Origin of the sequence: Amphritea atlantica (assembly GCA_024397875.1) — a bacterium.
Taxonomy (GTDB): domain Bacteria; phylum Pseudomonadota; class Gammaproteobacteria; order Pseudomonadales; family Balneatricaceae; genus Amphritea; species Amphritea atlantica_B.
Genome location: CP073345.1, coordinates 268,760 through 293,296, shown reverse-complemented (window position 1 = coordinate 293,296; position 24,537 = coordinate 268,760). Strand labels below are relative to the sequence as shown.

Annotated in this window: 22 protein-coding genes; 13 read left to right on the top strand and 9 right to left on the bottom strand. The window is 50.5% G+C overall.

Annotated features, from left to right (window positions below):
- The first annotated feature begins 708 nt into the window (after window positions 1–708).
- The gene (locus KDX31_20945; protein ID UTW05585.1) at window positions 709–1,425 is read left to right on the top strand and encodes an ion channel protein Tsx; all 717 of its coding nucleotides are present in this window, start codon (window positions 709–711) and stop codon (window positions 1,423–1,425) included.
- A gap of 55 nt (window positions 1,426–1,480) precedes the next feature.
- The gene (locus KDX31_20940; protein ID UTW05584.1) at window positions 1,481–2,824 is read left to right on the top strand and encodes a purine permease; all 1,344 of its coding nucleotides are present in this window, start codon (window positions 1,481–1,483) and stop codon (window positions 2,822–2,824) included.
- A 55-nt stretch (window positions 2,825–2,879) separates the two neighbouring features.
- Here KDX31_20940 and KDX31_20935 read toward each other — a convergent pair whose 3' ends face one another.
- Window positions 2,880–3,128, bottom strand: coding sequence for a hypothetical protein (locus tag KDX31_20935; protein UTW05583.1), 249 nt, complete (start codon window positions 3,126–3,128; stop codon window positions 2,880–2,882).
- 112 nt (window positions 3,129–3,240) lie between these two features.
- Between KDX31_20935 and KDX31_20930 the strand changes: the two genes are divergently transcribed.
- From KDX31_20930 to cynS, 3 genes are all read left to right on the top strand, one after another.
- The gene (locus KDX31_20930; GenBank protein ID UTW05582.1) at window positions 3,241–4,077 is read left to right on the top strand and encodes a formate/nitrite transporter family protein; all 837 of its coding nucleotides are present in this window, start codon (window positions 3,241–3,243) and stop codon (window positions 4,075–4,077) included.
- A 115-nt stretch (window positions 4,078–4,192) separates the two neighbouring features.
- Entirely contained in the window at window positions 4,193–5,926 is a 1,734-nt protein-coding gene (locus tag KDX31_20925; GenBank protein UTW05581.1) for a bifunctional protein-serine/threonine kinase/phosphatase, read from the top strand.
- Window positions 5,927–5,955: 29 nt separating this feature from the next.
- Window positions 5,956–6,405 carry a cyanase gene (cynS, locus tag KDX31_20920; protein ID UTW05580.1) on the top strand — a complete coding sequence of 150 codons (450 nt, stop codon included), beginning with the start codon at window positions 5,956–5,958 and terminating at the stop codon, window positions 6,403–6,405.
- A gap of 23 nt (window positions 6,406–6,428) precedes the next feature.
- On the opposite strand, the gene KDX31_20915 is transcribed toward cynS, so the two are convergent.
- From KDX31_20915 to ggt, 3 genes are all read right to left on the bottom strand, one after another.
- A complete protein-coding gene (locus tag KDX31_20915) occupies window positions 6,429–7,568 on the bottom strand; it encodes a GGDEF domain-containing protein (GenBank protein ID UTW05579.1) in 1,140 nt (379 codons plus the stop codon).
- A 248-nt stretch (window positions 7,569–7,816) separates the two neighbouring features.
- On the bottom strand, window positions 7,817–8,587 hold the full coding sequence (gene fabI, locus KDX31_20910; protein ID UTW05578.1) for an enoyl-ACP reductase FabI: 771 nt from the start codon (window positions 8,585–8,587) through the stop codon (window positions 7,817–7,819).
- Window positions 8,588–8,911: 324 nt separating this feature from the next.
- The gene (gene ggt, locus KDX31_20905) at window positions 8,912–10,660 is read right to left on the bottom strand and encodes a gamma-glutamyltransferase (protein UTW05577.1); all 1,749 of its coding nucleotides are present in this window, start codon (window positions 10,658–10,660) and stop codon (window positions 8,912–8,914) included.
- 312 nt (window positions 10,661–10,972) lie between these two features.
- On the opposite strand from ggt, the gene KDX31_20900 reads away from it, so the two are divergent.
- On the top strand, window positions 10,973–12,289 hold the full coding sequence (locus KDX31_20900) for an HDOD domain-containing protein (GenBank protein UTW05576.1): 1,317 nt from the start codon (window positions 10,973–10,975) through the stop codon (window positions 12,287–12,289).
- A 57-nt stretch (window positions 12,290–12,346) separates the two neighbouring features.
- Here KDX31_20900 and KDX31_20895 read toward each other — a convergent pair whose 3' ends face one another.
- Window positions 12,347–14,257, bottom strand: coding sequence for an ATP-binding cassette domain-containing protein (locus KDX31_20895; protein UTW05575.1), 1,911 nt, complete (start codon window positions 14,255–14,257; stop codon window positions 12,347–12,349).
- Between the two features lie 20 nt (window positions 14,258–14,277).
- Between KDX31_20895 and KDX31_20890 the strand changes: the two genes are divergently transcribed.
- The 6 genes from KDX31_20890 to KDX31_20865 all read left to right on the top strand — a co-directional run bounded on the left by KDX31_20890 (window position 14,278) and on the right by KDX31_20865 (window position 20,161).
- Complete coding sequence (locus KDX31_20890) at window positions 14,278–14,793, top strand: TIGR02444 family protein (GenBank protein ID UTW05574.1); 516 nt, start codon at window positions 14,278–14,280, stop codon at window positions 14,791–14,793.
- Window positions 14,794–14,860: 67 nt separating this feature from the next.
- A complete protein-coding gene (locus KDX31_20885; GenBank protein ID UTW05573.1) occupies window positions 14,861–15,589 on the top strand; it encodes an FKBP-type peptidyl-prolyl cis-trans isomerase in 729 nt (242 codons plus the stop codon).
- A 344-nt stretch (window positions 15,590–15,933) separates the two neighbouring features.
- Window positions 15,934–16,947, top strand: coding sequence for an amino acid ABC transporter substrate-binding protein (locus KDX31_20880; protein UTW05572.1), 1,014 nt, complete (start codon window positions 15,934–15,936; stop codon window positions 16,945–16,947).
- Window positions 16,948–17,063: 116 nt separating this feature from the next.
- Window positions 17,064–18,278 (top strand): amino acid ABC transporter permease, encoded by a 1,215-nt coding sequence (locus tag KDX31_20875; GenBank protein ID UTW05741.1) that lies wholly within the window; start codon window positions 17,064–17,066, stop codon window positions 18,276–18,278.
- An 11-nt stretch (window positions 18,279–18,289) separates the two neighbouring features.
- Window positions 18,290–19,387 carry an amino acid ABC transporter permease gene (locus KDX31_20870; GenBank protein UTW05571.1) on the top strand — a complete coding sequence of 366 codons (1,098 nt, stop codon included), beginning with the start codon at window positions 18,290–18,292 and terminating at the stop codon, window positions 19,385–19,387.
- Between the two features lie 45 nt (window positions 19,388–19,432).
- Entirely contained in the window at window positions 19,433–20,161 is a 729-nt protein-coding gene (locus tag KDX31_20865; GenBank protein UTW05740.1) for an amino acid ABC transporter ATP-binding protein, read from the top strand.
- 119 nt (window positions 20,162–20,280) lie between these two features.
- Here KDX31_20865 and KDX31_20860 read toward each other — a convergent pair whose 3' ends face one another.
- Complete coding sequence (locus KDX31_20860) at window positions 20,281–20,607, bottom strand: hypothetical protein (protein ID UTW05570.1); 327 nt, start codon at window positions 20,605–20,607, stop codon at window positions 20,281–20,283.
- Window positions 20,608–20,811: 204 nt separating this feature from the next.
- Window positions 20,812–21,036 (bottom strand): hypothetical protein, encoded by a 225-nt coding sequence (locus KDX31_20855; GenBank protein UTW05739.1) that lies wholly within the window; start codon window positions 21,034–21,036, stop codon window positions 20,812–20,814.
- 581 nt (window positions 21,037–21,617) lie between these two features.
- Between KDX31_20855 and KDX31_20850 the strand changes: the two genes are divergently transcribed.
- Window positions 21,618–22,580: a homocysteine S-methyltransferase family protein gene (locus tag KDX31_20850; protein UTW05569.1), complete on the top strand. Its 963-nt coding sequence runs from the start codon at window positions 21,618–21,620 to the stop codon at window positions 22,578–22,580.
- A gap of 127 nt (window positions 22,581–22,707) precedes the next feature.
- On the opposite strand, the gene KDX31_20845 is transcribed toward KDX31_20850, so the two are convergent.
- Together KDX31_20845 and rsd are read right to left on the bottom strand one after the other, a co-directional pair.
- Window positions 22,708–23,688, bottom strand: a complete 981-nt coding sequence (locus KDX31_20845) for a hypothetical protein (protein ID UTW05568.1) — start codon at window positions 23,686–23,688, stop codon at window positions 22,708–22,710.
- A gap of 43 nt (window positions 23,689–23,731) precedes the next feature.
- The gene (rsd, locus tag KDX31_20840) at window positions 23,732–24,214 is read right to left on the bottom strand and encodes a sigma D regulator (GenBank protein UTW05567.1); all 483 of its coding nucleotides are present in this window, start codon (window positions 24,212–24,214) and stop codon (window positions 23,732–23,734) included.
- Between the last annotated feature and the right edge of the window lie 323 nt (window positions 24,215–24,537).

The window sequence follows — 24,537 nt, the reverse complement described above, 5'->3', positions numbered from 1 at the left end:
GTTTGCACGGCAACTGATAGTGACCGACACAAAATGTTCCGATTCAGGTGTCGAAGTCTATGTCACCTTTCAGGAATCAGGGAGGACTACAGTGGCTCGAATATAATCGGGCTAGATTGATGACATTCAACTCGCTGAACCTGTATAAAGCCTGCAAAGGATTATTTTTGATCGCCGCAGCATGTCCGCCTCGAGCGAGTCAGAGCGTCTTCGAACCGGATTCGGTTATATGTCGTTGTATGACTGACCCGGGGGCCATCGTCTAAAAAGACTATGCTGTAATGGCCTTCGGTCATTGTTGGACCTCCGGAGAGTACTTATTTTAATAGAGCCCCGCTTCTCTTCTGCAGAGAACCGGGGTTTTTTTGTGTCTGTATGTTGTTGAAGAGCAGCCTGAATTGGGTGATTTTGTTCTATGACGCCTTAATTTGTATTCAATATATTAATATTTTGTGTGCATTCTCTGCACTATAAGTAAACATTTTTTGTAATCAGGTCTCGGTATCCGCCTTACAATGATGCGCTGCGGCTCACGATGTGAGCGGGGCGGATCTTGAAAGTTTGTTTTTTAACTCACTGTTTGTAAAAGAGATTAAAGTTAATACTCTGTTTTTCTGACCACTTGGCCAGGTTTTTGCTGAGGTAGTGCTAATCAGTCCTGTCGGACGGTTTAAATTTATTCAACGATGTAATGGGATGATGACCACTATGAAACGCACACTCGCACTGGCCGCGCTGACCACAAGCGTATTTATTGCTACTCCTGCTTCTGCAGAGATGCTCTGGACCAATACCAGTCTCAGTTATCTGAAAGGTGACGATTACAAATTCACACCGACCGGCAATATGGATGTCGTAACGCTGGAAAATGCGACCGGGCATAACTGGGGCGATACCTTTTTGTTTATCGATCGCACCCTGCCTGAAGACGGGGACAGCAGTTATTATGGCGAGTTTTCTCCACGCCTGAGTCTGGGCTATCTGAGCGGTAGTGATCTCTCCTTTGGGCCGGTTAAGGATGTTTTCCTGACCGGCACCTGGGAAGCGGGCGATGGCTTCGATAACTATCTGTATGGTCTGAGCATTAGTCTGGATGTGCCCGGTTTCCGATATTTTAATGCCAGTGTTTATAAGGCCTATAACGATCTTGCTGATAATGATGAGCAGCTGACGCTGACCTGGGCATATCCGATCGAAGCGGGAAACCAGGAGTTTCTGATCGACGGTTTCCTTGACTGGAGTACCAGCAGCGATAGCAATGAGTCTGAGATGAACTTCACCCCTCAGATTAAATGGAATGCCGGTAAAAATCTGGGATTGAAATCGCCGCTCTATGTGGGTGTCGAGTATGCCTACTGGAACAACAAGTACGGTAGTACTACCGATGAACGTTGCGCTTCTCTGCTGCTGAAATGGCACTTCTGAGTATATATTTAAATAGACGCAGGGTGCTTCAGCCCTGCCGTTCGAAGGAGGCCTTATGTCGACACAGCACTCTAACGACCTGATCTATCCGCTGGACGCTGTCCCCGGAGTCCTAGAATCAGGCTTCGCGGCTTTACAGCATGTTCTGGCAAGCTTTATCGGTATTATCACCCCGACACTCATTATTGGCGGGGTGCTGGGGTTGGGGGAGCATGTCCCCTATCTGATCAGCATGGCGCTGATCGTGTCCGGTGTGGGCACCATTATTCAGGCTAAACGCCCGCTGGGAATGGGAGCCGGGATGATCTGTGTGCAGGGCACCAGCTTTGCGTTCCTCAGTTCGGTACTGGCGGCAGGCTTTATCGCTAAAGGGCAGGGCGGTGGTCCCGATGAGATTCTCTCCCTTATCTTTGGGGTCTGTATGCTGGGCGCCTTTATTGAGATTTTTCTCAGTCAGTTTATCCATAAACTGAAGCGGGTGATTACCCCTCTGGTCACTGGTATCGTGATTACGATTATTGGCACGAGTCTGATAAAGGTGGGTATGACCGATCTGGCGGGTGGCTTTAAAGCTGAAGATTTTGGTGATCCGGTTAATCTGCTGCTGGGCGGTATTGTGCTGGTTAGCATTATTGTCCTGAACCGCTCCAGCAATAGCTGGGTCCGTCTGTCATCCATCGTGATCGGTCTTGTGATCGGGATGATCATCGCCGGATTTATGGGCAAGATCAGTTTTGCCAATCTTGGCAGTCTGGCCGCCATCAGTATCCCTGTTCCCTTTAAATATGGTTTCTCTTTTGACTGGAGTGCATTCCTGCCGATTGCGCTGATCTATATGATTACGGCGATAGAGTCGACCGGTGATATTACGGCCAACTGCATGGTTTCCAAGCAGCCTATCGCGGGTGAGGAGTATATCTCCCGGGTCCGGGGAGGGGTGTTCGCCGATGGCTTTAACTCATTTCTGGCGGCGGTGTTTAATACTTTTCCCAATACCACTTTCAGTCAGAACAACGGTGTCATTCAGTTAACCGGTGTGGCCAGCAAACACATCGCCCTGTATATCGGTGGGATTCTGATACTGCTGGGACTGTTCCCCATGATAGGCGGTGTTTTGCAACAGATTCCAAAACCGGTATTAGGGGGCGCAACCCTGGTGATGTTTGGTACCGTTGCGGCTGCCGGGATTAAAATCATCGCATCTGAAAACCTCGACCGGCGCAAACTGCTGATTATGGCGGTTGCCTTTGGCATGGGGTTAGGGGTCACCATGACACCGGGTTTGCTGGATCAGCTACCCAGGATGGTTCAGAGTGTCTTTAGCTCCCCGATCACAACCGGAGGTCTGGTTGCGATTATTCTCAGTCTGGTATTGCCGGAAGAAACCGTCGAGGAGTAAATCATCTGATCTCTTAAGCCCTGCTAATCTCTGTTGCAGCGTTAGCGGGGCTTTTTTATGCTCCCGGGAAACCGAGGGGCTGACCGGATTTACAGGCGGCTGCGCTATGGATCGCAGCAGCAGGCGTTTGGCGCACTTTCATTGTGCACTTGCACCATTTAATAGCGATTATTGAGTTTTTCCTAATGGGGTTTGTTTTTAAGTTCTTGTTTTTGTTTGTTTTATTTTTATTTGGTACTAATTCTGCAGTGATCTGTTTGTCGTAGCTGGTATGCGGCGCATACAACTTAGAAAATTCGGACAAAGGCGTCCATTCCTTATCACTTGAGGTGGTAGAGGGGTGGGCGCTTTTTTTTTCGCAGGACGCAACTGACCGATTTGAGAGAAAACTTTACTTAATTAAATGAGGCAAAACTATGGCTTACTTAGAACCGAGTGAGTTTGCGACCAAAATGGTCGACTCAGGTGAACAGAAAATCTTTATGTCCACCAAAGACACTTATATCCGGGCTTTTATGGCGGGCGCGATTCTGGCGTTAGCAGCTTTTTTTGCCATCACTGTAGCCGTTAAAACGGGTATCCCACTGATAGGTGCGCTGCTTTTCCCCGTTGGATTTATCATGCTTTACCTGTGTAAGTTTGACCTTCTTACAGGTGTATTTACACTGGTTCCTCTGGCGCTGATTGATAAACGTCCTGGCTGTACCATGAGTGGCCTGATGCGTAACTGGGGTCTGGTATTCCTCGGTAACCTGTCTGGCGCACTGATGGTTGCTTTCTTCGCTTCGTTTATTCTGACTTATGGCTACCAGACAGATGGTGGTGTGCTTGCTGAAAAAGTAAGCAAGATAGGTGAAGCCCGAACACTTGGCTATCAGGCTCAGGGTGTTGGTGGGTGGTTTACAATCTTTATTCGCGGCATGCTGTGTAACTGGATGGTGTCCATGGGTGTTGTTGGTGCGATGATCTCTACTTCTGCGGGTGCTAAAATGGCTGCGATGTGGATGCCGATCATGCTCTTCTTCTTCATGGGCTTTGAGCACTCAATTGTTAACATGTTCCTGTTCCCGTTCTCTATGATCATGGGTGGTGACTTCACTGTCATGGAATACCTGATCTGGAACGAGATTCCAACGGCTCTGGGTAACCTGGCGGGTGGCTTCCTGCTGGTGGGTCTGCCTCTTTACCTGACGCACGTGAAAACCAGTAAAGAGCGGAAAGTCGCTGGAGTTAAAACTGTAGCGGCTCTGTAATCTTCCTATTACTGCCCGACAGTTACCTGAATCCCGGTGGTCTTTCTGACCGCTGGGATTTTCTGACTGGATATTTGGTTAATATATTCCCTCGAGCAACCAGAGTGCTTCGGTCATGAATTCGCATCTAAAAATAACCACAGGTCAGTTCAGTGATAAAGGCTTAAAGGCGCTGAACCAGGACTTTCATGGCGCCTATATTCCTAAAGAACCTCAGCTCAGCCTGAAAGGTGTTGCTCTGGCTCTTGCTGATGGTATCAGTAGCAGTGATGTCAGCCAGATCGCCAGTGAGACGGCTGTAAAGAGCTTTCTCAGCGATTATTACTGCACTTCCGATGCATGGTCAGTGCGTACGTCTGGCGAACGTGTGCTGGGATCTATCAATGGCTGGTTATTCTCACAGACACAGCGCTCAGAATATCGTTTCAACAAAGATAAAGGTTATGTCTGTACCCTGAGTGCCGCCGTTTTCAAAGCTTCCAGCCTGCATATTTTCCATATTGGCGATAGCCGGATCTATCGTTTACGCGGCGATGGTATGGAAACGCTGACCAAGGATCACCGCGCCTGGATTTCTAAAGAGAAGAGTTATCTCAGTCGTGCATTAGGCATCAGTATTGATATGGAACTGGATTATCAGGTCTCCACCCTGCATGAAGGAGATATCTATCTGTTATGTACTGATGGTGTGTATGAGTTCATAGAAACCCCGTTTATTTTTCAAGCTCTGCAGGACTATGCTGATGACCTCAATAAGGCCGCAGAGATCATTGTTAAGCAGGCAATGGGAAATGGCAGTGATGATAACCTTACCCTGCAGATTGCGCGGGTAGACCAACTGCCACAACAGCTCGAAAGTACGTTAAAGCAACAGGTAGAGGAACTGGAGCTACCGCCTTTGTTACATGCTCGCGAGGTGTTTGACGGTTACCTGATCTTGCGAGAGCTACATGCGAACAGTCGTAGTCATGTTTACCTTGCTGAAGATTCCGACACTAATACCCGGGTTGTTATAAAAATTCCGTCGGTGTCTCAGAGTGATGACCCTGCCTATCTGGAACGTTTTCTGATGGAAGAGTGGGTTGCGCGACGTATCAATAGTGCCCATGTTATGAAGGCAGGCTTACAAAGCCGAAAGCGAAAATATCTCTACACGGTGACTGAATATATTGAAGGTCAGACACTGGCCCAGTGGCTGATCGATAATCCCGATCCTGATATTGAAACTGTCCGGATTATGATCGAACAGATAGCGCTGGGTTTGCAGGCGATGCACCGTAAAGAGATTCTGCATCAGGATCTGCGCCCTGAAAATGTGATGATCGACAGTAATGGCACCGTGAAAATTATCGATTTTGGTGCGGTTCATGTTGCCGGTATTGTTGAAGCTGAAAATACCCTGGAACAGACCGGGCTTCCCGGTACGGCGTTGTATATGGCGCCGGAGTATTTTGTCGGGGAAGTCATCTCTACCCGGTCTGATCTCTTTTCGCTGGCGGTTATTGCTTACCATATGCTCTCGGGGCGTTTTCCCTATGGCAGTCAGGTAGCAAAGTGCACAACTGCGGCAGCACAACGAAAACTCTCTTATCAGTCGGTACTTGATGAGGAAAAAGCGATTCCTAACTGGATCGACGTCACGTTGCAGAAAGCGCTGCAGCCAAACCCCTACAAACGCACCGCAGAAATCTCCGAATTTGTTTATGACCTGCGTAAACCTAACCACAACTATCTGCGCCGCAATCAGCCACCACTGATAGAGAGAAATCCTCTGCTGTTCTGGAGATCGGTCTCTTTTCTGCTAACACTGGTGGTGTTGTTTTTGCTGGTGCAACTCAACAATCAATGACTACTTAAATGAAACCTGAGGAGTGACCTATGATTAGCAACCGGGAAGAAGTCACCGCCGCTATTATGGCTGCGAAAGTCGGCAAAGGCATTAAATGGAGTGAAGTGGCCGACGCGATAGGCCTGTCGAAAGAATGGACGACGGCCGCATGTCTGGGCCAGATGGCCTTAGATAAGGAGCAGGCCGCGACGGTGGGCGAGCTGTTTGGTCTGAGTGATGAGGCGATCGCCTGGCTGCAGATTACCCCATATAAGGGCTCTTTGCCGACCGAGGTGCCGACCGATCCGCTGATCTATCGCTGGTATGAGCTGGTGAGTGTCTACGGTATGACGATTAAAGAGCTGATCCATGAAGAGTTTGGCGATGGCATCATGAGTGCTATCGACTTCTCAATGGATATTCAACGGGAACCCAATCCCAACGGCGACCGGGTGAATGTCGTCTTTTCGGGTAAATTTCTGCCCTATAAAACCTATTAACTTTTCTGTCAGGGGCTGGATTGTCAGGCCGGTTCTGTCTGGCAGATAACCCGATTACGCCCCTGATCTTTTGCATGGTACAGGCAGATATCTGCCTGTCGCATCAGATGGTCCCGGTTATCTCCCTCTGAAGGAACGCCGCCGACCACGCCAATTGACAGGGTCAGCGTATCGGCAGCATCACTATCCTGATTTTCTATGGCTAATAAGGCAATTGATTCGCATATCGATTGAGCGAAGCTGCGACCGTCTTCAGGACTATCGGTGATGGAGATAATAGCGAACTCTTCACCCCCGAGTCGAAACGCCCATTGATCTGATCCTTGACACAGTGCCAGCAGTTGCTGACCAACCTGACGTAACGCAAAGTCTCCACTCGCGTGGCCATAACGGTCATTGAGTCGCTTAAAATAATCGATATCCAGTAACAAAAAATTGAACGATTTTTGCGCCTGTCGGGCCCGCTGCTGCTCGCTGTCAAATATCGTTTCTAAATGTCGGCGGTTAAACAGTCCGGTGAGCTGATCGGTAATCGACAGCTGTTCCAGCTTTTGATTGGCCTGTTTTAACTCTGCCTCGGCTGCCATCCGGGCCTGACGTTCCCGCATCAGATTGAGTGTCCGCGAGGCGAGACCGTCATACATATTGAGCACGATATCGATGAGTAAGTTGGCGGAACCATCCATCTGCTGATCGGCACGCTGTTTTGCCTGAGTAAGCGAGTCGCCTGACGTGAGCGCACGGACCGCCAGCGCCATCCGTTTGTCATCATCGATAATATGAAACGCCAGCCAGCGGGTCAGGAAACGGAGAATATTTTCGACTATTTCGTGGAGCGGCTTGTCGGCGTCTTTTTCCTGAATAGCCCGAATGGCAGGCAGAAAGGATGCATGATTTTGCTGATGTGATGCCACCCAGTCATCATCCTGAAAGGTTTCCTTCCAGATAGCCTCTTCGGCGGTAAAGTGAAAGTCGGCATAGTTGGCCAGATCGCTGAACGCTTCGCTGACCTCAAGCGGTTCTTTATGTATGAGCGTGTTAACCAGGCGATTTATCAGCACAACCAGCTGCTTATGCTGTTCATCTATGGCGGGAATGCCTACTTCAAACCCCGGATTCCAGGGGAATACTTCAAAGTAATCGAGCTCGGACTTGTTGTGCATTTGAAACCACTTTTTTCGATAAAGCCTGTGGGCTGAATATTTTTACCAGAAAGAGACATCCGTGGTTTCTAATCTGAAGACAAAACAAATAACGTGCAGTTAGCATTATGTTAACAGATCCGGGAGATTAAAAAATATGGCTCTTTAGGTTAGGTGCGTGTTGCTATTTTCCGGTTGCTGCCGGATTCCGGAAATAAAAAAACACCGCCGAGCGGTGTTTTTGAATACGATTCGTTGGCCTGGAGTGATTAACCGACGATACCTACACCATGGTCAACATAGTGGATACTACCGGAGGTTCCCTTTGACAGATCACTCAGGAAGAACATCGCGGCATCGCCAACCTCTTCAATCGTTGGCAACTGATGGTCAACCGCTTTGTGCTGGTTGTATTCCAGCATGGTGGCGAAATCTTTAATCCCTCCCGCCGCCCGGGTTGCAATGGTCCCGGGTGAGATACAGTTTACCCGGATATGCTGTGGACCCAGGTCCCGTGCCAGATAGCGGGTTGCGGCTTCCAGTGCGGCTTTTGCACAGCCCATAATGTTGTAATCTCCGGTGGTCAGAGCACTGCCCAGATAGGAGAAGTTGATCATGGAACCTCCCTCTTTCATTAGCTTTTTAGCGAAAGAGGCCATATGGATGAAGGAGAAGCAGGAGACATCCATCGCCTGGGCGAAGCCTTCACGGGAGCACTCGGAGATCGGTGCATGCAGGTCTTCCAGTGGACAGAAAGCCAGCGAATGAACCAGCCCGTCCAGAGAGCCCCAGGCCTCTTCAATCGCTTTAAACAGATCAGCCATCTGCTGCTCCTGAGTCACATCAAGCGGCATGATAATTGACGCTTCCAGCTCTTCGGCCAAAGGACGGACAAAGCGTTCAGCCTTATCATTCAGATAGGTGATTGCCAACTCGGCACCCTGTTCATGCAGTTTTTTTGCAACGCCGTAAGCGATGCTCTTGTCGTTGGCAATTCCGACTATAAGAACTTTTTTTCCGGCCATCAATAAGTTTGACATATTGGCTCACCCTGAATAATTAAATCAATAAGTTAAGTTACGCGAAACTGATTTCAGTATTATGAAAGGTTGCTGTTGTAGGCATCAGTGGATATCGCTTTAAGGTTTTGTGCTTTGCACAATTGCTGGATCCATTATATCGACTAAAGTCGAAACTTGCTGGCGCAAAGACAGTTAAAGTGGGTGAGCGGTTGTGGCGGATGTGTGACAAACAGGTGTGGCAAGCCTGAACCGGGGGATCTTTCGGGCAGGCGGAGATAGCGGACGGATGTTTTGTACCCTGGTTAGACCAGCGACGCTGGTGGGTATTGCTGACGACCGCGCTTAATCGCCCCGGGCTGTGCCCTCTCTGCGGGGGTCAACAGCGCTTTCCCAGGAGCCATCGGTCTGGCGGAAAAAACCATGCAGTCCGCTGTTCAGGTCTCTGATCTTAATTTCGTGCCCCAGTGCTTGCAGTGGTTCAGCAAATTGCTCAGCAGAGGTTCCGGCCTCCAGTTCCGTCACACCGTTGCGGTTAACCACATGGGGGGAATTAAACGCCTGTTGCAGGGAGGTATCTGAACTTAGCTTAAGGTATAGGTTTTTCGCCACATAGCTGATAATTCTACTGCCTCCGGGAGAGCCCAGTGCCGCAATTAAGTGGTTGTCCTGATCAAACACCATCATCGGCGACATCGAGCTGCGCGGACGCTTACCGGGTTGAACCCGGTTGGCAACCGGTTTGCCATCGGCCTCTGCAACAAAGGAGAAGTCGGTCAACTGGTTGTTCAGCAGGAATCCCCCGGCCATCAGCGTGGAGCCGAAAGCCATCTCAATACTGCTGGTCATGGAGACGGCGTTGCCCCAGCGATCGACGATGACAAAGTGACTGGTGCTGGGTAGTTCCGGCGAGCGGTCATCCGCCCGGCTGATTTTGGCCGGTAGTTCTCCGGGGTGGGCTTTGTCCATATCCTTCAGGGGCGAGATCAGCTTACTGCGCTGTTGCAGGTATTCATCATCCAGTAATTCATCCACCGGTACCTGAATAAAATCACTGTCGGCCAGGTAGCGGGCCCGGTCGGCATACGCCAGCCGGCTGGCCTGACTCAGCAGGTGGTAGAAATCAACAGTGTCCGCAGTCAGCGGCTGTTGCTCCGCAAGCTCCATTAAGCGCAGTATCTGCAGGGTTGTGACTCCGCCGGAGGTGGGCGGCGGGAAACCACACACCCGATACTGCCTGAAAGGACGACAGATCGCCTGGCGTTCCACTGCACGGTAATCTTTCAGGTCGCTTTGCTCAAGCTTACCCGGGTTGTCTGATGCCTGTTTTACCGCGGCGACAATCTCTTCTGATAGCGGACCTTCATAAAGTGCGGATGCACCCCGTTCAGCGATCTGACGCAGGGAGCCGGCCAGCCGTGGATTGGTCAGCTGATAACCCACTGGCAACGGCTCGCCCGCGGGCGTAAAGAAATACTCCCGGGCCTGTGGATAACGTCCCAGGCCGGGATTCATCTTGCTTGCCAGCAGCTGATGCAACCGGGGAGACACAGTAAACCCGGATTCTGATTGCTCAATGGCATCACTGAATAATGAAGCCCAGGGCTGCTTTCCATATTTTTTCTGGCTGAGTTCCAGCATTGCCAGTACGCCGGGAGTACCGACTGAACGGCCTCCCACCATTGCGTCCCACCAGTCCATTGGAGACCCTTCCCCGGTCATAAACAGGTTTTCATCTGCGCTGGCCGGGGCGGTTTCCCGACCATCAAATGCGCTGAGCTGCTGCTTGCTGTTATCCCAGTAGAGCATAAATGCGCCGCCGCCGATCCCCGAGGATTGAGGCTCAACCAGTGTCAGCATCGCCTGCACGGCAACCGCGGCATCTGCTGCGCTTCCTCCCTGCTGCAGCACTTTATAGCCTGCCTGAGTGGCGAGAGGGTGGGCGGTTACAACCAGTTGATGGCGGGCCGATATCTGTTTTTGAGTGAGTATTCCGGTGGCTGACTCTGGCGCTAAATCTTCGTTGACGGCAAAGGCAATCGTTGGCAACAGGGCGATGATAGTCAGAATGACAGAGAGAAAACGTGTCCGCATATGAATTCCCGGGGTGTAATCATGTATTACAGGATAGAGCTGTAGCCATAATTAAAGCAGAAATCATAAGTAAAACGAGCCTTTTTTACTAATTTGCATCATGTAAGTTCGTCGGCGCTCTTATATCAAGAGAGTTTTTATGGTTTTATCGATATAAGAAAATAATGGCTAAGAAGGGTTGGCTATAAGCGGTGTCTGCTAACGGATACGCTGAAGGCTGGCAGAGAGTATCCGTTCTGTGTACAAATCAGTTAAAGGAGTCGGTGTTCGGGCCGATAACTTGCCAACGGACGGTGAATTGGAGAAAAGACCTTGTCTATAGCAGTGAAATCAATCTTCAGTGCGGAGAAAGATGCCAGAACGATCAGAATCGTATTACTGAATGATCATGAAGGTAAGGCTTTGGTTCTGTTACCCGCCAGTATGCTATTAAATCTGGTTAGCATCTGGAAGCATTCCGGACGGCATCTGCAACCGGTCAGAGGCCGGGATGCGATTAAGTTTTTTAGTCAGACGGCGTTGAAAGCGGTAGCGGGTCAGGAAAAGCTGTTTCAGCTGCCGGTTTTTATTGATCAGTCGCTGACAGATTGCGAGCGTTTTAATGTGGTTGAGTCCTATACCGGACTGGCATTTGAAGCTCAGAAAGAGTGGTTTAAGGACAATCTTTCACAGTGTGTTCTGGGTATGACCCCGCAGATGATTGACAAATCTCAGTCCGGGGGGGCAGATGAACAGGTGATTACCCGGGCCGTAGAACGCTTTACCACCCTGCGTATTCAGCAACGACTGGAGGATACGCTCGGATTGCCGCCGTTTCCGCCATCAATGAAACGTCTGGTTGAATTGCGTTCAGATCCATCTGCAGGTATCGATGATCTGATTCCTGTAGTGCGCGGGGATGCCAGCCTGGCGGCTCAGGTGATGAGCTGGGCGGCATCGCCCTATTATGCGGCACCTGGTGAGATCCATTCAGTTGAAGATGCAGTGATTCGCGTGCTGGGCTTTGATCTGGTGGTGAATCTGGCGCTGGGGGTGGCAATGGGTAAGACGCTGAATGTCCCCGATGATACGCCACGTGATGGTGTGCCTTACTGGCAGCAGGCTGTATACACTGCGGCTGCGGCGGAGTTGGTATGTAAGAAGATGCCAGCGGAGATCAGGCCGAAGCCGGGACTGGTCTATCTGGCCGGGTTGCTGCAAAATTTTGGTTATCTGATTTTAGCCTATCTGTTTCCGCCACATTTCTCACTGCTGTCACGTTATATTGAGGCAAACCCTCATATGGCGCTGGAGTTTATTGAAAAGCACGTGGTGAATGTAACCCGGGAGCAGATTGGTAGCTGGCTGCTGGAAAGCTGGGGGCTGCCTGAGGTGGTTATTGACGCGGTTCGCTATCATAATGACCTCAGCTATGATGGGCAGGCCAGTGATGAAGCTAAGCTGATCTATTGCGTGAACCGGGCGTTGCGCAGTCATGGACTGGCGGATGGCCCGATTGAGGCGGTTGCTGACAGTATTCTCAGTGAGCTGAGACTGACTCAGGCAGATATTGATGGCGCAGTTACGACTATTTCAGAGAGTCGTGGTGAGCTGGATTCGTTAGTGCATACTATCATGCACGCGCATTGATAGCAGGGCGTGCAAGGACGACAGCTATTAAAGGCTCTTGTTTCAGGAGCCTTTTGGTCAGCTTGCTGATTCGCTCTCCAGTTGTTCCAGTTCTTCCAGCTTTTCCATCCACTCAGTCTCAATCGCTTCTGCTTTCTGTTGCAGCTCACCCTGTTGTAGCAGCAGACCTTTAAGCTGTGTCCTGTTGTTTTCTTCATACAGACTGACATCCGTCAGCAGGGTTTCCAGCTGTTGCAGTTCCGCCGTAATTTTGTCCAATCCGGCTTCCAGCGTCTCAATCGCTTTGCGTAGTGGTCGCAGGGCGCTGCGGCGTTCAGCTTCAAGGCGTTTCTGCTCTTTTTTCTCGGCGGCACTGAGGGAGCGGTTTTCTCTGGGCTCTTCGATAACCTGATTCTGATTACGGCGTTGCGCTGCCAGCCATTGCTGGTAGTCATCCATATCGCCGTCAAAGGGGGTCACCTGACCGTTCGCGACTAAGAGAAACTGATCCACTGTATTACGCAGCAGATGTCGGTCATGGGAGACCAGAATCAGAGCACCATCGAAGTTTTGCAGCGCCAGTGTCAGCGCGTGCCTGACCTCGAGATCCAGATGGTTGGTGGGCTCATCGAGCAGTAGCAGGTTGGGGCGTTGCCAGGCGATCAGCGCCAGCGCTACCCGGGCTTTTTCACCGCCGGAGAAGCGTTTGACCGGTTCCAGTGCCCGATCACCATTGAAGTCGAAACTACCCAGGTAGTTGCGAATCTCCTGATCACTGGCCTTTGGCGAGATTCGCTGTATATGCAGGGCCGGAGAGGCTTCCAGGTCCAGCGCCTCGAGCTGATGCTGGGCAAAATAGCCGATCTTCAGGTGCTCACCCGCTTTATAAAGTCCGTTTATCAGCGGCAGATCCCGGGTCAGGGTTTTAATCAGAGTCGATTTACCCGCGCCATTGGGGCCCAGCAGGCCGATACGGTCACCGGGTGACAGAGTCAGGTTTACATTTTCCAGAACCGCTTGTGTGTAACCCAGCTGGCACTTGTCCAGACTCATCAGCGGGAAGGATATCTTGTCCGAAGACTGAAATGTGAAGCTGAATGGACTGTCCACATGGGCCGGCGCAATCAGCTCCATCCGTTCCAGCTCCTTAACCCGGCTTTGTGCCTGTTTGGCTTTGGTCGCCTTGGCTTTAAAGCGGCGAACAAAACTCTCTATCTCGGCAATCCTGACCTGCTGTTTCTCAAACTGCGATTGCTGCTGAGCGAGGCGTTCTGCACGACGTTTTTCAAAATCGCTGTAGCCCCCTTTATACAGTTCGGTTTTCTGCTGGTGCATATGCACAATATGAGTGCTGACTGCATCGAGAAAATCCCGGTCATGGGATATCAGTAGCAGGGTGCCCTGATAGTTGCGTAACCACTGTTCCAGCCAGATCGTTGCGTCCAGGTCGAGGTGGTTGGTCGGCTCATCCAGCAGCAGAATATCGGAATGACTCATCAGCGCCTGGGCCAGGTTAAGCCGGATACGCCAGCCCCCTGAGAAAGTGTTTACCGGGCGCTCCGCATCGCTGGTTGAGAAGCTCAGTCCGTTGAGTAACTGATGTCCGCGTGCCTCAGCGCTATAACCATTAATCGCGTCAAGCTGGGCATGTAGTTCACCGATCCGGTGATGATTGCCGGAGTGTTCTGCGTCGGTCAGCGCCTGTTGAATTGATCGCAGGCGCAGGTCGCCATCGAGCACATAATCAATGGCGCGCTGATCACTGTCAGCGACCTCCTGGGCCATATGGGCAATGGTCAGATTGCCGGGCAGTTGCAGGTCGCCCTCATCGGGTTGCAACTGACCAAGAATCAATTTAAAGAGTGACGACTTACCCACGCCGTTGGCACCGACAATGCCGACTTTCTGATTGGCGTGAATAGTTAGCTGCGCTCTGTCTAGCAGGCGCAGGTGTCCACGTTGTAAGCTAAGCTGGTTTAACTGAATCATGGCGGCGGATTTTATCACAGATGTCAGAAAATAATGTGTTTTGGAACTATGCAGTGGCGATCTATTCTACCCCTGCAACGGCCGAGCTTTGTCTGCGGTTGCAAAACCGCTATCAATTGAGTGTGAATTCTCTGTTGTTTGCGTTATGGCTGGCAGAACAGGGGCGGGTATTGCCGGCAACTCTGGATGACTCTCATGTCAGGGAATGGCGGGAAAATGTGCTTGAACCTTTGCGCTTGTTGCGATATCAACTGCGTCAGTCAAAGCAGTCACGGACAGAAGATGATTGTTATCAACAGTTGAAAAAAGCAGAACTGGCCGCAGAGAGAGTAGAGTCTGGGTTACTCTATGAGCTGAGAGAGCAGTGTCCGGATGTCAGCGGGGCTGGCGGTGAGGCTGAGGGGCTGAGTGACCTCAACATACAGGGTTATCTTAACCTCTGCGCGGCTGCCGGGTGTGAACCCGGTATGGCAGGGGATCTGCAGGCTCTTTTAAGGCAATTAGTTGATAAAGCAATCGGGTGCAGTGGTAATTAGCTGAACTTTTCAGTTTAATGGTTTACTAACAGCAGATAACTGACCTCTTGGGATTAAAGGAAATACAATGAAGAAGACGCTGGTGGCCGTGGCCGTAGCAAGTATTGTTTTGGTGGGATGTGGCCCTGACAAAGATGATAAAGCCGTAGCAGAGGTGGAAAAACCGTATACCCTGGAGACGGATGAGCAGAAGCTGGGTTACAGTCTCGGCCTGATGCTGGGTGAGCGACTGAAGGCGGATGTTGAAGAGCTCGACGTTGATGCCTTGCGGCGCGCAGTAGAAACCGTTTATTCGGGTGGTGAGCCGCTGCTGAAACCGGAAGAGGTTGAAGCAACCATGATGGCCTTCCAGACTAAAAAGATGGAAGAGAAGCAAGCTGAGTTCACTAAGCTTGCCGATGAAAATTTAAAGAAAGGTGAAGCGTTCCTCGTTGAAAATGGCAAAAAAGAGGGTGTTGTTACCACCGAATCAGGACTTCAGTATGAGGAACTGACCGCCGGTGAGGGTGCCAGTCCTAAGCCTGAAGATACCGTTAAAGTACATTATCGTGGCTCGCTGATTAGCGGTACCGATTTCGATAGCTCTTACAGCCGTGGAGAGCCGGTTTCTTTCCCTCTGAACGGTGTGATTCCGGGCTGGACTGAGGGACTTCAGTTGATGAAGGTGGGCGGTAAAGCTCGCCTTGTTCTTCCAGCTGCACTGGCATATGGACCTGGTGGAATGGGCGACGCGATCGGACCAAATGAAACGCTGGTGTTTGAGGTTGAGCTGCTGGATATTAACCCATCTGAGTAAAGCACTGTATGTGAGCATCGCATTTTAAACCACCCAATGGGTGGTTTTTTTTGGTGCGCGATAACAGGACTGAGCGAAAATGTTAGTGATTATGAGTGTTATTGACAGTTCTTTTGTAATTTTATTACAACATTATTTAAAAGCTGGTTGAAATAGTGAGTCAATTCGCTGCTTTCTGTACAGCCGTGAATCAGTTGCTACACTAAATAGAATGAAAGTTAACTATATGGATTAAAAGAATAAAGAAGTGGAATGTTCTTTGCACAATTTAAAGTGTAGGACAGTGCTGTAGAACAAAGCCTGCTTTTGTTATTCATAAATTTGTTACAAAGAGGAAGCATCCAATGAAGAGAACCCTGATTTCTGCTGCCGTCCTGATGGTTGCAATGACAGGTACAGCAATGGCTGGTACTTTGGAAACCGTGAAGGAACGTGGCGCACTTCAGTGTGGTGTAACGAGTGGTGTGCCCGGTTTCTCAGTGCCTGATGATAAAGGTAACTGGAAAGGCCTGGACGTCGATGTGTGCCGGTCTGTGGCTGCCGCAGTGCTGGGCGATGCGACAAAAGTTAAATTTATTCCACTGAATGCGAAAGAACGTTTTACGGCGCTGGTGTCTGGGGAAGTTGATGTACTGTCCCGTGTGACCACCTGGACACAAACCCGTGATACACAGCTGGGTATCAACTTTGCCGGTGTTAACTACTACGATGGTCAGGGCTTTCTGGTGAAGAAAGAACTGGGCCTGACGAGTGTTAAGGATCTGGATGGTGCGACCGTCTGTGTTCAGTCCGGTACGACTACGGAGCTGAATATGGCGGATTACTTCCGGACCCACGGGATCTCCTATACTCCGGTTGTATTCGACACCAATGATCAGGCGGCTCAGGCATTTGATTCCGGCCGTTGTGACTCATTTACAACCGACCTGTCGCAGGCGGCAGGCCTGCGTACCCGGATGCAGGATCCATCTGCAGTGGGCGCACTGCCAGAGGTTATCTCCAAAGAGCCACTGGGACCCGTTGTCCGTCAGGGCGATGATACCTGGTTTAATATCGTCAAATGGTCTTTCAATGCGATGCTCAACGCCGAGGAGCTGGGGCTGACGTCGGCTAACGTCGATAAGATGAAGGCGGAAAGTACCGATCCTAACGTTAAGCGTCTGCTGGGTCTGGACGGGCCTAAAGGTAAAGGCCTGGATCTGGCGGATGACTGGGCTTACCAGATCGTTAAGCAGGTGGGTAACTATGGTGAATCTTACGAGCGTAACGTCGGTAAAGACTCGCCACTGGGGCTGGATCGCGGCTTGAACGCTTTGTGGAGCGAGGGTGGTCTGCAGTACGCTCCACCTATGCGTTAAAATACTGATCAACGGCTGGCCGCAAGGCTGGCCGTTTTTATTTCTGCCCCGGGGCTTTTGCTTTCGGGGCAGAAGCTTCTGTGTACTGACTTCTGGAGTTAACAATGTCCTCAGACATGTCGAATTCAGGTCACAAGCCTGATGGTGGTTCAGCTCCCCAAAACGCGCCACCGCTGAACAAACCGAAATTTTGGAACGATCCGAAAAAACGGTCGTTACTGTTCCAGGTGCTGCTGCTGGCCGCACTGGGCTTCGTTTTCTACACCATTATACAGAATACCCTGACCAACCTTGAACAACGGGGCATGACTACCGGTTTCGACTTCCTATCGAGGGAAGCGGGCTTTGGTATTGCCATGAGCCTGATCGATTACACCGAGGCGTCCAGCTATGGCATGACATTTCTTGTCGGCCTGCTGAATACTATCCTGATTGCGGTGATGGGTATTTTCGCCGCCACCATTCTGGGCTTTATTCTGGGTGTGGCGCGGTTATCCGATAACTGGCTGATCGCTAAATTTTCTGCACTGTATATCGAAGTGTTTCGTAATATCCCGCTGCTGCTACAGATCTTTTTCTGGTATTACGCGGTGCTGCGTACCCTGCCAACCCCGCGGCAGAGTCTCGAGTTTTTCGGTTCTTTTCTTAACAACCGGGGTCTTATTATGCCTGCCCCGGTGCCTGAAGACGGCTTCGGGCTGGTGACTATTGGTTTCTTTGCTGCGATCGTTGCCAGTTGGTTGATTGCGCGCTGGTCCCGCAAACGCCAGGAGCTGACCGGACAACAATTTCCGGTCATCCTCACCAGCATCGGCTTGATTATCGGCGTCCCGCTGCTGCTGTTCCTGTTTAGTGGTCTGCCGCTGGGACTGGATCATCCCGAGTTGAAAGGATTTAACTTCAAAGGTGGTATTACCGTTATACCAGAACTGATCGCGCTCTGGCTGGCGCTGAGTATCTATACCGCGTCGTTTATTGCCGAAACCGTGCGTGCCGGTATTCTGGCGGTGTCCCATGGACAGACGGAAGCGGCCACCGCGCTGGGTATGTCAAAAGCCAAAACGCTACGGCTGATTGTTGTCCCCCAGGCGATGCGGGTCGTCATACCGCCACTGACCAGTCAGTATCTTAACCTGACCAAGAACTCCTCGCTGGCGACGGCTATCGGTTATCCGGATCTGGTGAACGTCTTTGCCGGCACCACACTTAATCAGACGGGACAGGCGATCGAGGTCATCGCGATGACCATGGCGGTCTACCTGACGCTGAGTCTGCTCACCTCATTCTTTATGAACTGGTATAACGCCAGAATTCAGTTAACGGAACGCTAGGAGGGGATGCTATGAAATATGAAATTCAACCCACGCTGCCCCCACCATCCAGTATGATCGGGGTCGTTGGCTGGCTGCGTAAAAACCTGTTTGACGGGCCGTATAACTCGGTGGCCACGATTGTGGTCGGCTATTTTCTGATTAGCTTTCTGGTGCCGACGATTCAATGGATCTTTATTGATTCAGATTGGATAGGCACCAGTCGTGACGCCTGCACCAGCGGTGGCGCCTGCTGGGTGTTTATCGCCAACCGGCTGGACCAGTTTCTCTATGGTTTCTATCCGGAGGCGGAACACTGGCGGCCGCAGTTAGCCTTTATCATCCTGATTGGCTCCATTATCTGGCTGGTATTACCACAGACACCGAAGAAGGGTCTGGTCGCCACACTATTGCTGGTGGTCTACCCCATCATTGCTTACTTCCTGCTGTATGGTGACCTGTTTGGCCTGCCTCAGGTCGAGACCCACCTGTGGGGGGGCTTAACGCTGACACTGGTGTTGGCGGTAGTCGGTATTGTGGCGTCGCTGCCATTGGGTATTGTGCTGGCGCTGGGGCGGCAGTCCGATATGCCCATTGTAAAATCGGTCTGTGTGACCTTTATCGAGATCTGGCGGGGCGTACCGCTGATTACGGTGCTGTTCATGGCGTCAGTCATGTTACCGCTGTTCTTTCCCGAAGGGATGAGCTTCGACAAGCTGCTCAGAGCGTTGATCGGTATTACCCTGTTCCAGTCGGCCTATATGGCTGAGGTCATCCGGGGCGGGTTACAGGCGATTCCTAAGGGACAATATGAAGCGGCCGATGCGCTGGGGCTGGGGTACTGGCAGAAGATGATTCTGATCATTATGCCGCAGGCACTGAAGCTGATGATTCCGGGTATCGTAAACACCTTTATCGCCCTGTTTAAGGATACCAGCCTGGTGCTGATTATCGGTTTGTTTGATGTCCTGGCGATTGGTCAGGCCGCCAACCAGGATCCTGACTGGATCGGCTATTCCACTGAGAGTTATTTGTTTATTGCCCTGTTGTTCTGGGTGTTCTGTTTCAGTATGTCGCGCTATTCGCAGCATCTGGAGAAGAAACTACATACCGGCCACGGCAACCGATAACAGAGAGATTTTGATATGAGTCATACACACGCTACTGATAGATTGATGGTGGAGCTGCGCGACCTGAATAAATGGTATGGCGAGTTTCATGTGCTGAAGAATATTAATCTGGAGGTCAAGCAGGGCGAAAAGATCGTTATCTGTGGCCCCTCCGGTTCCGGTAAATCAACCATGATCCGGTGTATTAACCGGCTTGAGGAACACCAGAAGGGGGATATCATCGTTAATGATATCCCCCTGAATGAAGATATTAAGAATATCGAAGCGATCCGTAAGGAAGTGGGCATGGTGTTCCAGCACTTCAACCTGTTCCCGCACCTGACGGTATTGGAAAACTGTGTGCTGGCGCCGATCTGGGTAAAAAAATTGCCCCGCAAAGAAGCCGAAGCGCAGGCGATGGAGCTGCTGGAGCGGGTTAAAATCCCGGATCAGGCACTGAAGTATCCGGGTCAGCTATCCGGTGGACAACAGCAACGGGTGGCGATTGCCCGCTCGCTGTGTATGAACCCGGATGTGATGCTGTTCGATGAGCCGACCTCCGCACTCGACCCCGAGATGATCAAAGAAGTGCTCGATGTTATGATCGAGCTGGCTCATGAAGGGATGACCATGCTCTGCGTAACCCACGAGATGGGTTTTGCCAAGACCGTGGCCGACCGGGTTATTTTTATGGATGGCGGACAGATAGTTGAAGAAAACGAACCCCATGAGTTCTTTAACAACCCGCAGCATGAACGGACCCAGCTGTTCCTGAGTCAGATTCTTCAGCATTAAGGGCCGTCGCCAGACGCGGCTTCACCGCTTGCCAGACGTCGCTTCGCGACTTGCTAGTGGTTAGCAAAAGCATAAAACCGCCTGTTTGGGCGGTTTTTTTAGCTCCGTTTCCTGAACGGTTAACAGCGGCCTTTTTTCGCCTGGCCTGGCGGGCAGTGATATCCTCTGTGTTCGATGGTATGAGTTTCGATCACCCGCGTGTATTCCCTTTCCCTTGACCGTTGGTGGCCGGAACGATTATCTCGATTATCGGTGTTGATCGCCGTACCAACGGCTCCGCCGATAGCGCCGCCAACAACCGCGCCATCCCGACCACTGAGTTCATTGCCAATGGCAGCGCCGACAGCGCCACCCAGTCCGCCTCCAATGGCTGCATCTAGTGTGGAGTTGGCGCTTACTTCGGCTGAACATATTGCAATAGCTAAAAGAAGATACTTAATATTCATGGTATTTATACTCTGGCTATGAGTGCTAAACGGTAGGGTATTAAACGATGAACTCAGGTCTGGCATTAAGAGGTGACTTAAAGCCGATCTGATAGATTGTAGTAAACGATGTAAAGAAAGCTGGCCGCAGCTAGTCTCAGAAGAGATTTTGCCGGGCCAGCGATGCTTTCAGAATGTTCTGAAAAGCTTAAGCGCGGGGCTTAATTAGCCGTGAGAAATTTCACCGTATTCTGCTTCATCCAGCTGACCATCTTTATTGATGTCAGCGACCAAGAAAACCTGCTCCAGCCCTTCAATGCTTTTAGCTTCTTCCAGACTGATAAAACCGTCGGCGTTGACATCGATGGCCTGAAAGTCGGTTTTTTCTGCAGCAAACGTTGTGGCTGAAACGGCAGTAAGGGTAATTGCGCACAGGGTTTTGATATTCATAGTTAAAGCTCCTGGATTATTCCATTAAGGTTACTAATTGATCCGTCACAAAAGAATTGTTCGGAATAATCCCTATAAAGCACCCTTCGTGCCAATCGTTATTTATTCATTTAAATCAAGTGGTTACATTTATTCTTGTGAAGGCTGTTTGGGATTACTGTCTCCATAGAAGGTCGTAAAAAACATGTTCTCATATAAGTTGTTGATTTGTATTGTGTTTATCTGTCTTCAGGTGGAGACCGGGGACGCGCGCAACTCGCTTCGTGAAAGCGGTTAGATCGTTGCAGCGCAACTTGTTAGTCGCTAGATGGTAATGTCACTTTCTCTGCTGAGAAAGGGCAAAAAATAAAGTGCCATTTAAATTTTATGATGACTGCTTGGTGTCAGAAGCGGATATGCTCACAGCTCAATATAGAACGCTATATGTGAACTTGTTCGAGTGATGCTCTATTCCGACTTGAGGCTGGGTCAGTCTCAGCTAAGCTGAGAGTACAGCGGATATATGCATGAACCACTTCCTCTGGCTGTAGCAATAGCAATGATAAAGCTTAAAACCACTCTGGTTCAGTGAGGATCTTGAAATGACACTCGCAGCGGCAAGCGTGCCTTTTTCGAAGCAAGAAGAGGGGGTTCTTTACCTCACTGAGGGAGGAACAGAGACAGAGGTAATGTATAGGTACGGGCATGAATTGCGGGAATTTGCCATGTTTGAGCTCATGCATAACCCGGCTGCTGTTAACGACCTTCGAGATATGTATCGTCGTTATCTTGATGTAGCGGCTAAGCATGGATTTGCGGCTTTAATGGCTGGTTTTGACTACCGTTTAAGTCCGGATTGGGGAAAGAAGCTAGGCTACAGTGATGAGGCGTTGCGCGAGATGCAACACCTCTGCATTGATTTCCTTCGTGAGGTATCTAGACCTTATATTGGCCAACTTCCTCGTATCGTAATATGTGGCTGTGTAGGGCCTAGAGGTGATGCGTACTCGCTAAACAAAGAGGTTACAGCTGAAAGTGCCGAGCAATATCATTCTTGGCAGATGGAGGTTTTGGCGGAGTGCGATGTTGACTTGGTATGGGCTGCAACGATCAATAATATCCCTGAGGCCGTTGGCCTGGCGAAAGCCGCAGCGAGAGCGAAGCTTCCCATCAACATCTGCTGGACTCTGACGAGTGATCATCGACTGAGATCAGGCCCAACGGTTAAGGACGCGGTAGAGACAACCGATAAAGTAGCAGGAATCGCGCGGCCTGATTCATATGGAATTAACTGCTCCCACCCTGTTGAATTCGAGCCTGCGCTGGGTGATGGTGCTTGGGTTAATCGTCTTCGCATGTTTCGACCAAATGCTGCCAAAATGGATAAGGTGGCGTTGTGCAAAATTGGTCATATCGAAGAGGGGGACCCAGATGAATTGGGTGAAATGATGGGAGCATTAGCTCGACGCTTTTCGGGCGTCGATATGTGGGGTGGGTGCTGCGGAACCTGGGATAAGCATTTCGATAAAATTGCGTCCGCTGTGAGAATGGCACGATCAAGTTAATGACTGCTGTGGCTGAATATTCTGCACAGTTGTTTTCAAATGCCGTATTCGTCTACGGTGCTTTAAAACTCTTTTTCTAGCAAGCGAAGCGTCTAGCAAATCGCGTTTTTTGCGACGTTCTAGCCACTTATTTCAACTCATTAATGATGCCGTTCGAACCGATCGCATAATAGATCCCGTTACCGAAACCTACCGAGTATACAGCAGTGCTGGTAGGGCCGTATGGGTCGCGTTTGTGGAGTGCCCAGCTACGCAATATTTCGCCGCTGTTGGTGTCCCACAACTGCACCGAACCGGAGGCGGTACCGGTCAATAGCTGACTGTTATCCGGTGAGAAGCGGGCCGAGAGGAAACTGAGGCGTTTGCCAAACAGATCCCGGTTGTCAGACAGCGTGTGTAGTACAGAGCCATCCTGAGTGTTCCAGATCACCGCGCGGTCAAGGGAACCTGAGCTGAATGCCAGCTGCTTATTGGGTGAGAGCGCCACAGTATCGACGATATTGCCAAATTTCAGGCTGTGGATAACTTTGTTGCTCTGGACATCCCAGAGTTGTGCGTTATAAGCATCATCTCCGGTCAGGGCTAATAAGGCGTCTTCGCTCAGGTCAACCGATTTTACCCGGGCCTCATGGCGAAAAGTCTGGATCACACCGCCCTGTTTGATATCGAAATAGACGGCACTATGATCGGCCAGTCCCAGCAGGGCATAACCACCATTGGGGGACAGATCCATTGCAAGGATCTCGGCAGGAGAGCTCCAGAAGCCTTCCGGCTTGCCGTTACTCAGGTTCCACAGCACCAGATCCTGCTGATTGGCGGTGGCGGCATAGAGCTCATCAGGGGAGAAGGCACAGGCGGCAATCAGGCTGTATTCCCCGGTTTTATGATTCCAGTTATACAGTCGTTCATGCTGGCTTACGTTCCACAGGCTGCCGCCATGGTTAAATGAACCGATGACAGCATACTTCGCCTGTGGTGACAGCATTCCGCAATAGGCTCCCTGAAGCGCGTATTCAACGTACTTAACGGGTTTGTCGCTGTCGCTGCAGCCAGTCAGTATGGCGGCGGCCAGAAGTGCGCAGCCAGCAGTGCTAAGCCTGTTCTGCATATCGTGTCTCTAGCCTCCGAACGTGTGCCGCCCTCAATCTTTGTCAGGCCTGGGCTGCAGCAAATATCTGTTCCCGGTGAGCGGTATGCAGAACCTCGATCATGCTATCTTCGAGAGAAAAACGCTCTTCAAGTACTTCTCCAAGGGATGATAACTGGCAGGTCAGTTGATACATCTCCTGCAGTGTAATGCCCTCAAAGTCGGAGTAGATATCATTAAAGTCGAGTGCAGTATCGGTGCTGGTCTGAATTTTGGGAAACAGCTCCTGTGCCTTTTCCAGGCTGCCATCATTGAACTCGCTGCCCTCTTTTAACAGCTGTTCGTAGACTTCAAAATGTCCAGAGGAGATATAGTCCATCATCAACTGGCAGAACTCCTGAATTTTATCATTCAGTGTTTCATGAACATTTTGTTGCGGCAGCGACACGAAAAAGCTGATCAGTTTCTGGCGCTCTTCGAGCCAGTTATCAATAATCTCGCTGACACCTCCCCAGCGTTCCTGGGCATTACGGCATTTTTCTAGCATAGCAGGCCTCCTTATATATGTTCAGCACTTGCTGTCTGCGTGCTCCAATACTAATCCTATCGTTATGACAGTGGCAATAGCTCAGTGGCTTTTCGCATCGCGTTACTCAAACTTAGTAGCTGGACGCTGATATTTTCTGATAAAGATGGTACAACAGTGCTGAGAGACGATTTTGTGTGGCGTAGTGTGGGATTAACGGCAGCAATAAGATACGCCGGGTATCAGACTCTGATAATATGCCCTCTGTTGCTAACATTATGATTTTATTAGATACACTGATTTCATTTCAGGAAGTGTTTCTGACACCGGATAGGGAACCATAA

Coding starts and splice junctions, on each gene's coding strand:
- KDX31_20945 (UTW05585.1), top strand. CDS start 709: ATGAAACGCACACTCGCACTGGCCGCGCTGACCACAAGCGTATTTATT.
- KDX31_20940 (UTW05584.1), top strand. CDS start 1,481: ATGTCGACACAGCACTCTAACGACCTGATCTATCCGCTGGACGCTGTC.
- KDX31_20930 (UTW05582.1), top strand. CDS start 3,241: ATGGCTTACTTAGAACCGAGTGAGTTTGCGACCAAAATGGTCGACTCA.
- KDX31_20925 (UTW05581.1), top strand. CDS start 4,193: ATGAATTCGCATCTAAAAATAACCACAGGTCAGTTCAGTGATAAAGGC.
- cynS (UTW05580.1), top strand. CDS start 5,956: ATGATTAGCAACCGGGAAGAAGTCACCGCCGCTATTATGGCTGCGAAA.
- KDX31_20915 (UTW05579.1), bottom strand. CDS start 7,568: ATGCACAACAAGTCCGAGCTCGATTACTTTGAAGTATTCCCCTGGAAT.
- fabI (UTW05578.1), bottom strand. CDS start 8,587: ATGTCAAACTTATTGATGGCCGGAAAAAAAGTTCTTATAGTCGGAATT.
- ggt (UTW05577.1), bottom strand. CDS start 10,660: ATGCGGACACGTTTTCTCTCTGTCATTCTGACTATCATCGCCCTGTTG.
- KDX31_20895 (UTW05575.1), bottom strand. CDS start 14,257: ATGATTCAGTTAAACCAGCTTAGCTTACAACGTGGACACCTGCGCCTG.
- KDX31_20890 (UTW05574.1), top strand. CDS start 14,278: ATGTCAGAAAATAATGTGTTTTGGAACTATGCAGTGGCGATCTATTCT.
- KDX31_20885 (UTW05573.1), top strand. CDS start 14,861: ATGAAGAAGACGCTGGTGGCCGTGGCCGTAGCAAGTATTGTTTTGGTG.
- KDX31_20880 (UTW05572.1), top strand. CDS start 15,934: ATGAAGAGAACCCTGATTTCTGCTGCCGTCCTGATGGTTGCAATGACA.
- KDX31_20875 (UTW05741.1), top strand. CDS start 17,064: ATGTCGAATTCAGGTCACAAGCCTGATGGTGGTTCAGCTCCCCAAAAC.
- KDX31_20870 (UTW05571.1), top strand. CDS start 18,290: ATGAAATATGAAATTCAACCCACGCTGCCCCCACCATCCAGTATGATC.
- KDX31_20865 (UTW05740.1), top strand. CDS start 19,433: ATGGTGGAGCTGCGCGACCTGAATAAATGGTATGGCGAGTTTCATGTG.
- KDX31_20860 (UTW05570.1), bottom strand. CDS start 20,607: ATGAATATTAAGTATCTTCTTTTAGCTATTGCAATATGTTCAGCCGAA.
- KDX31_20855 (UTW05739.1), bottom strand. CDS start 21,036: ATGAATATCAAAACCCTGTGCGCAATTACCCTTACTGCCGTTTCAGCC.
- KDX31_20850 (UTW05569.1), top strand. CDS start 21,618: ATGACACTCGCAGCGGCAAGCGTGCCTTTTTCGAAGCAAGAAGAGGGG.
- KDX31_20845 (UTW05568.1), bottom strand. CDS start 23,688: ATGCAGAACAGGCTTAGCACTGCTGGCTGCGCACTTCTGGCCGCCGCC.
- rsd (UTW05567.1), bottom strand. CDS start 24,214: ATGCTAGAAAAATGCCGTAATGCCCAGGAACGCTGGGGAGGTGTCAGC.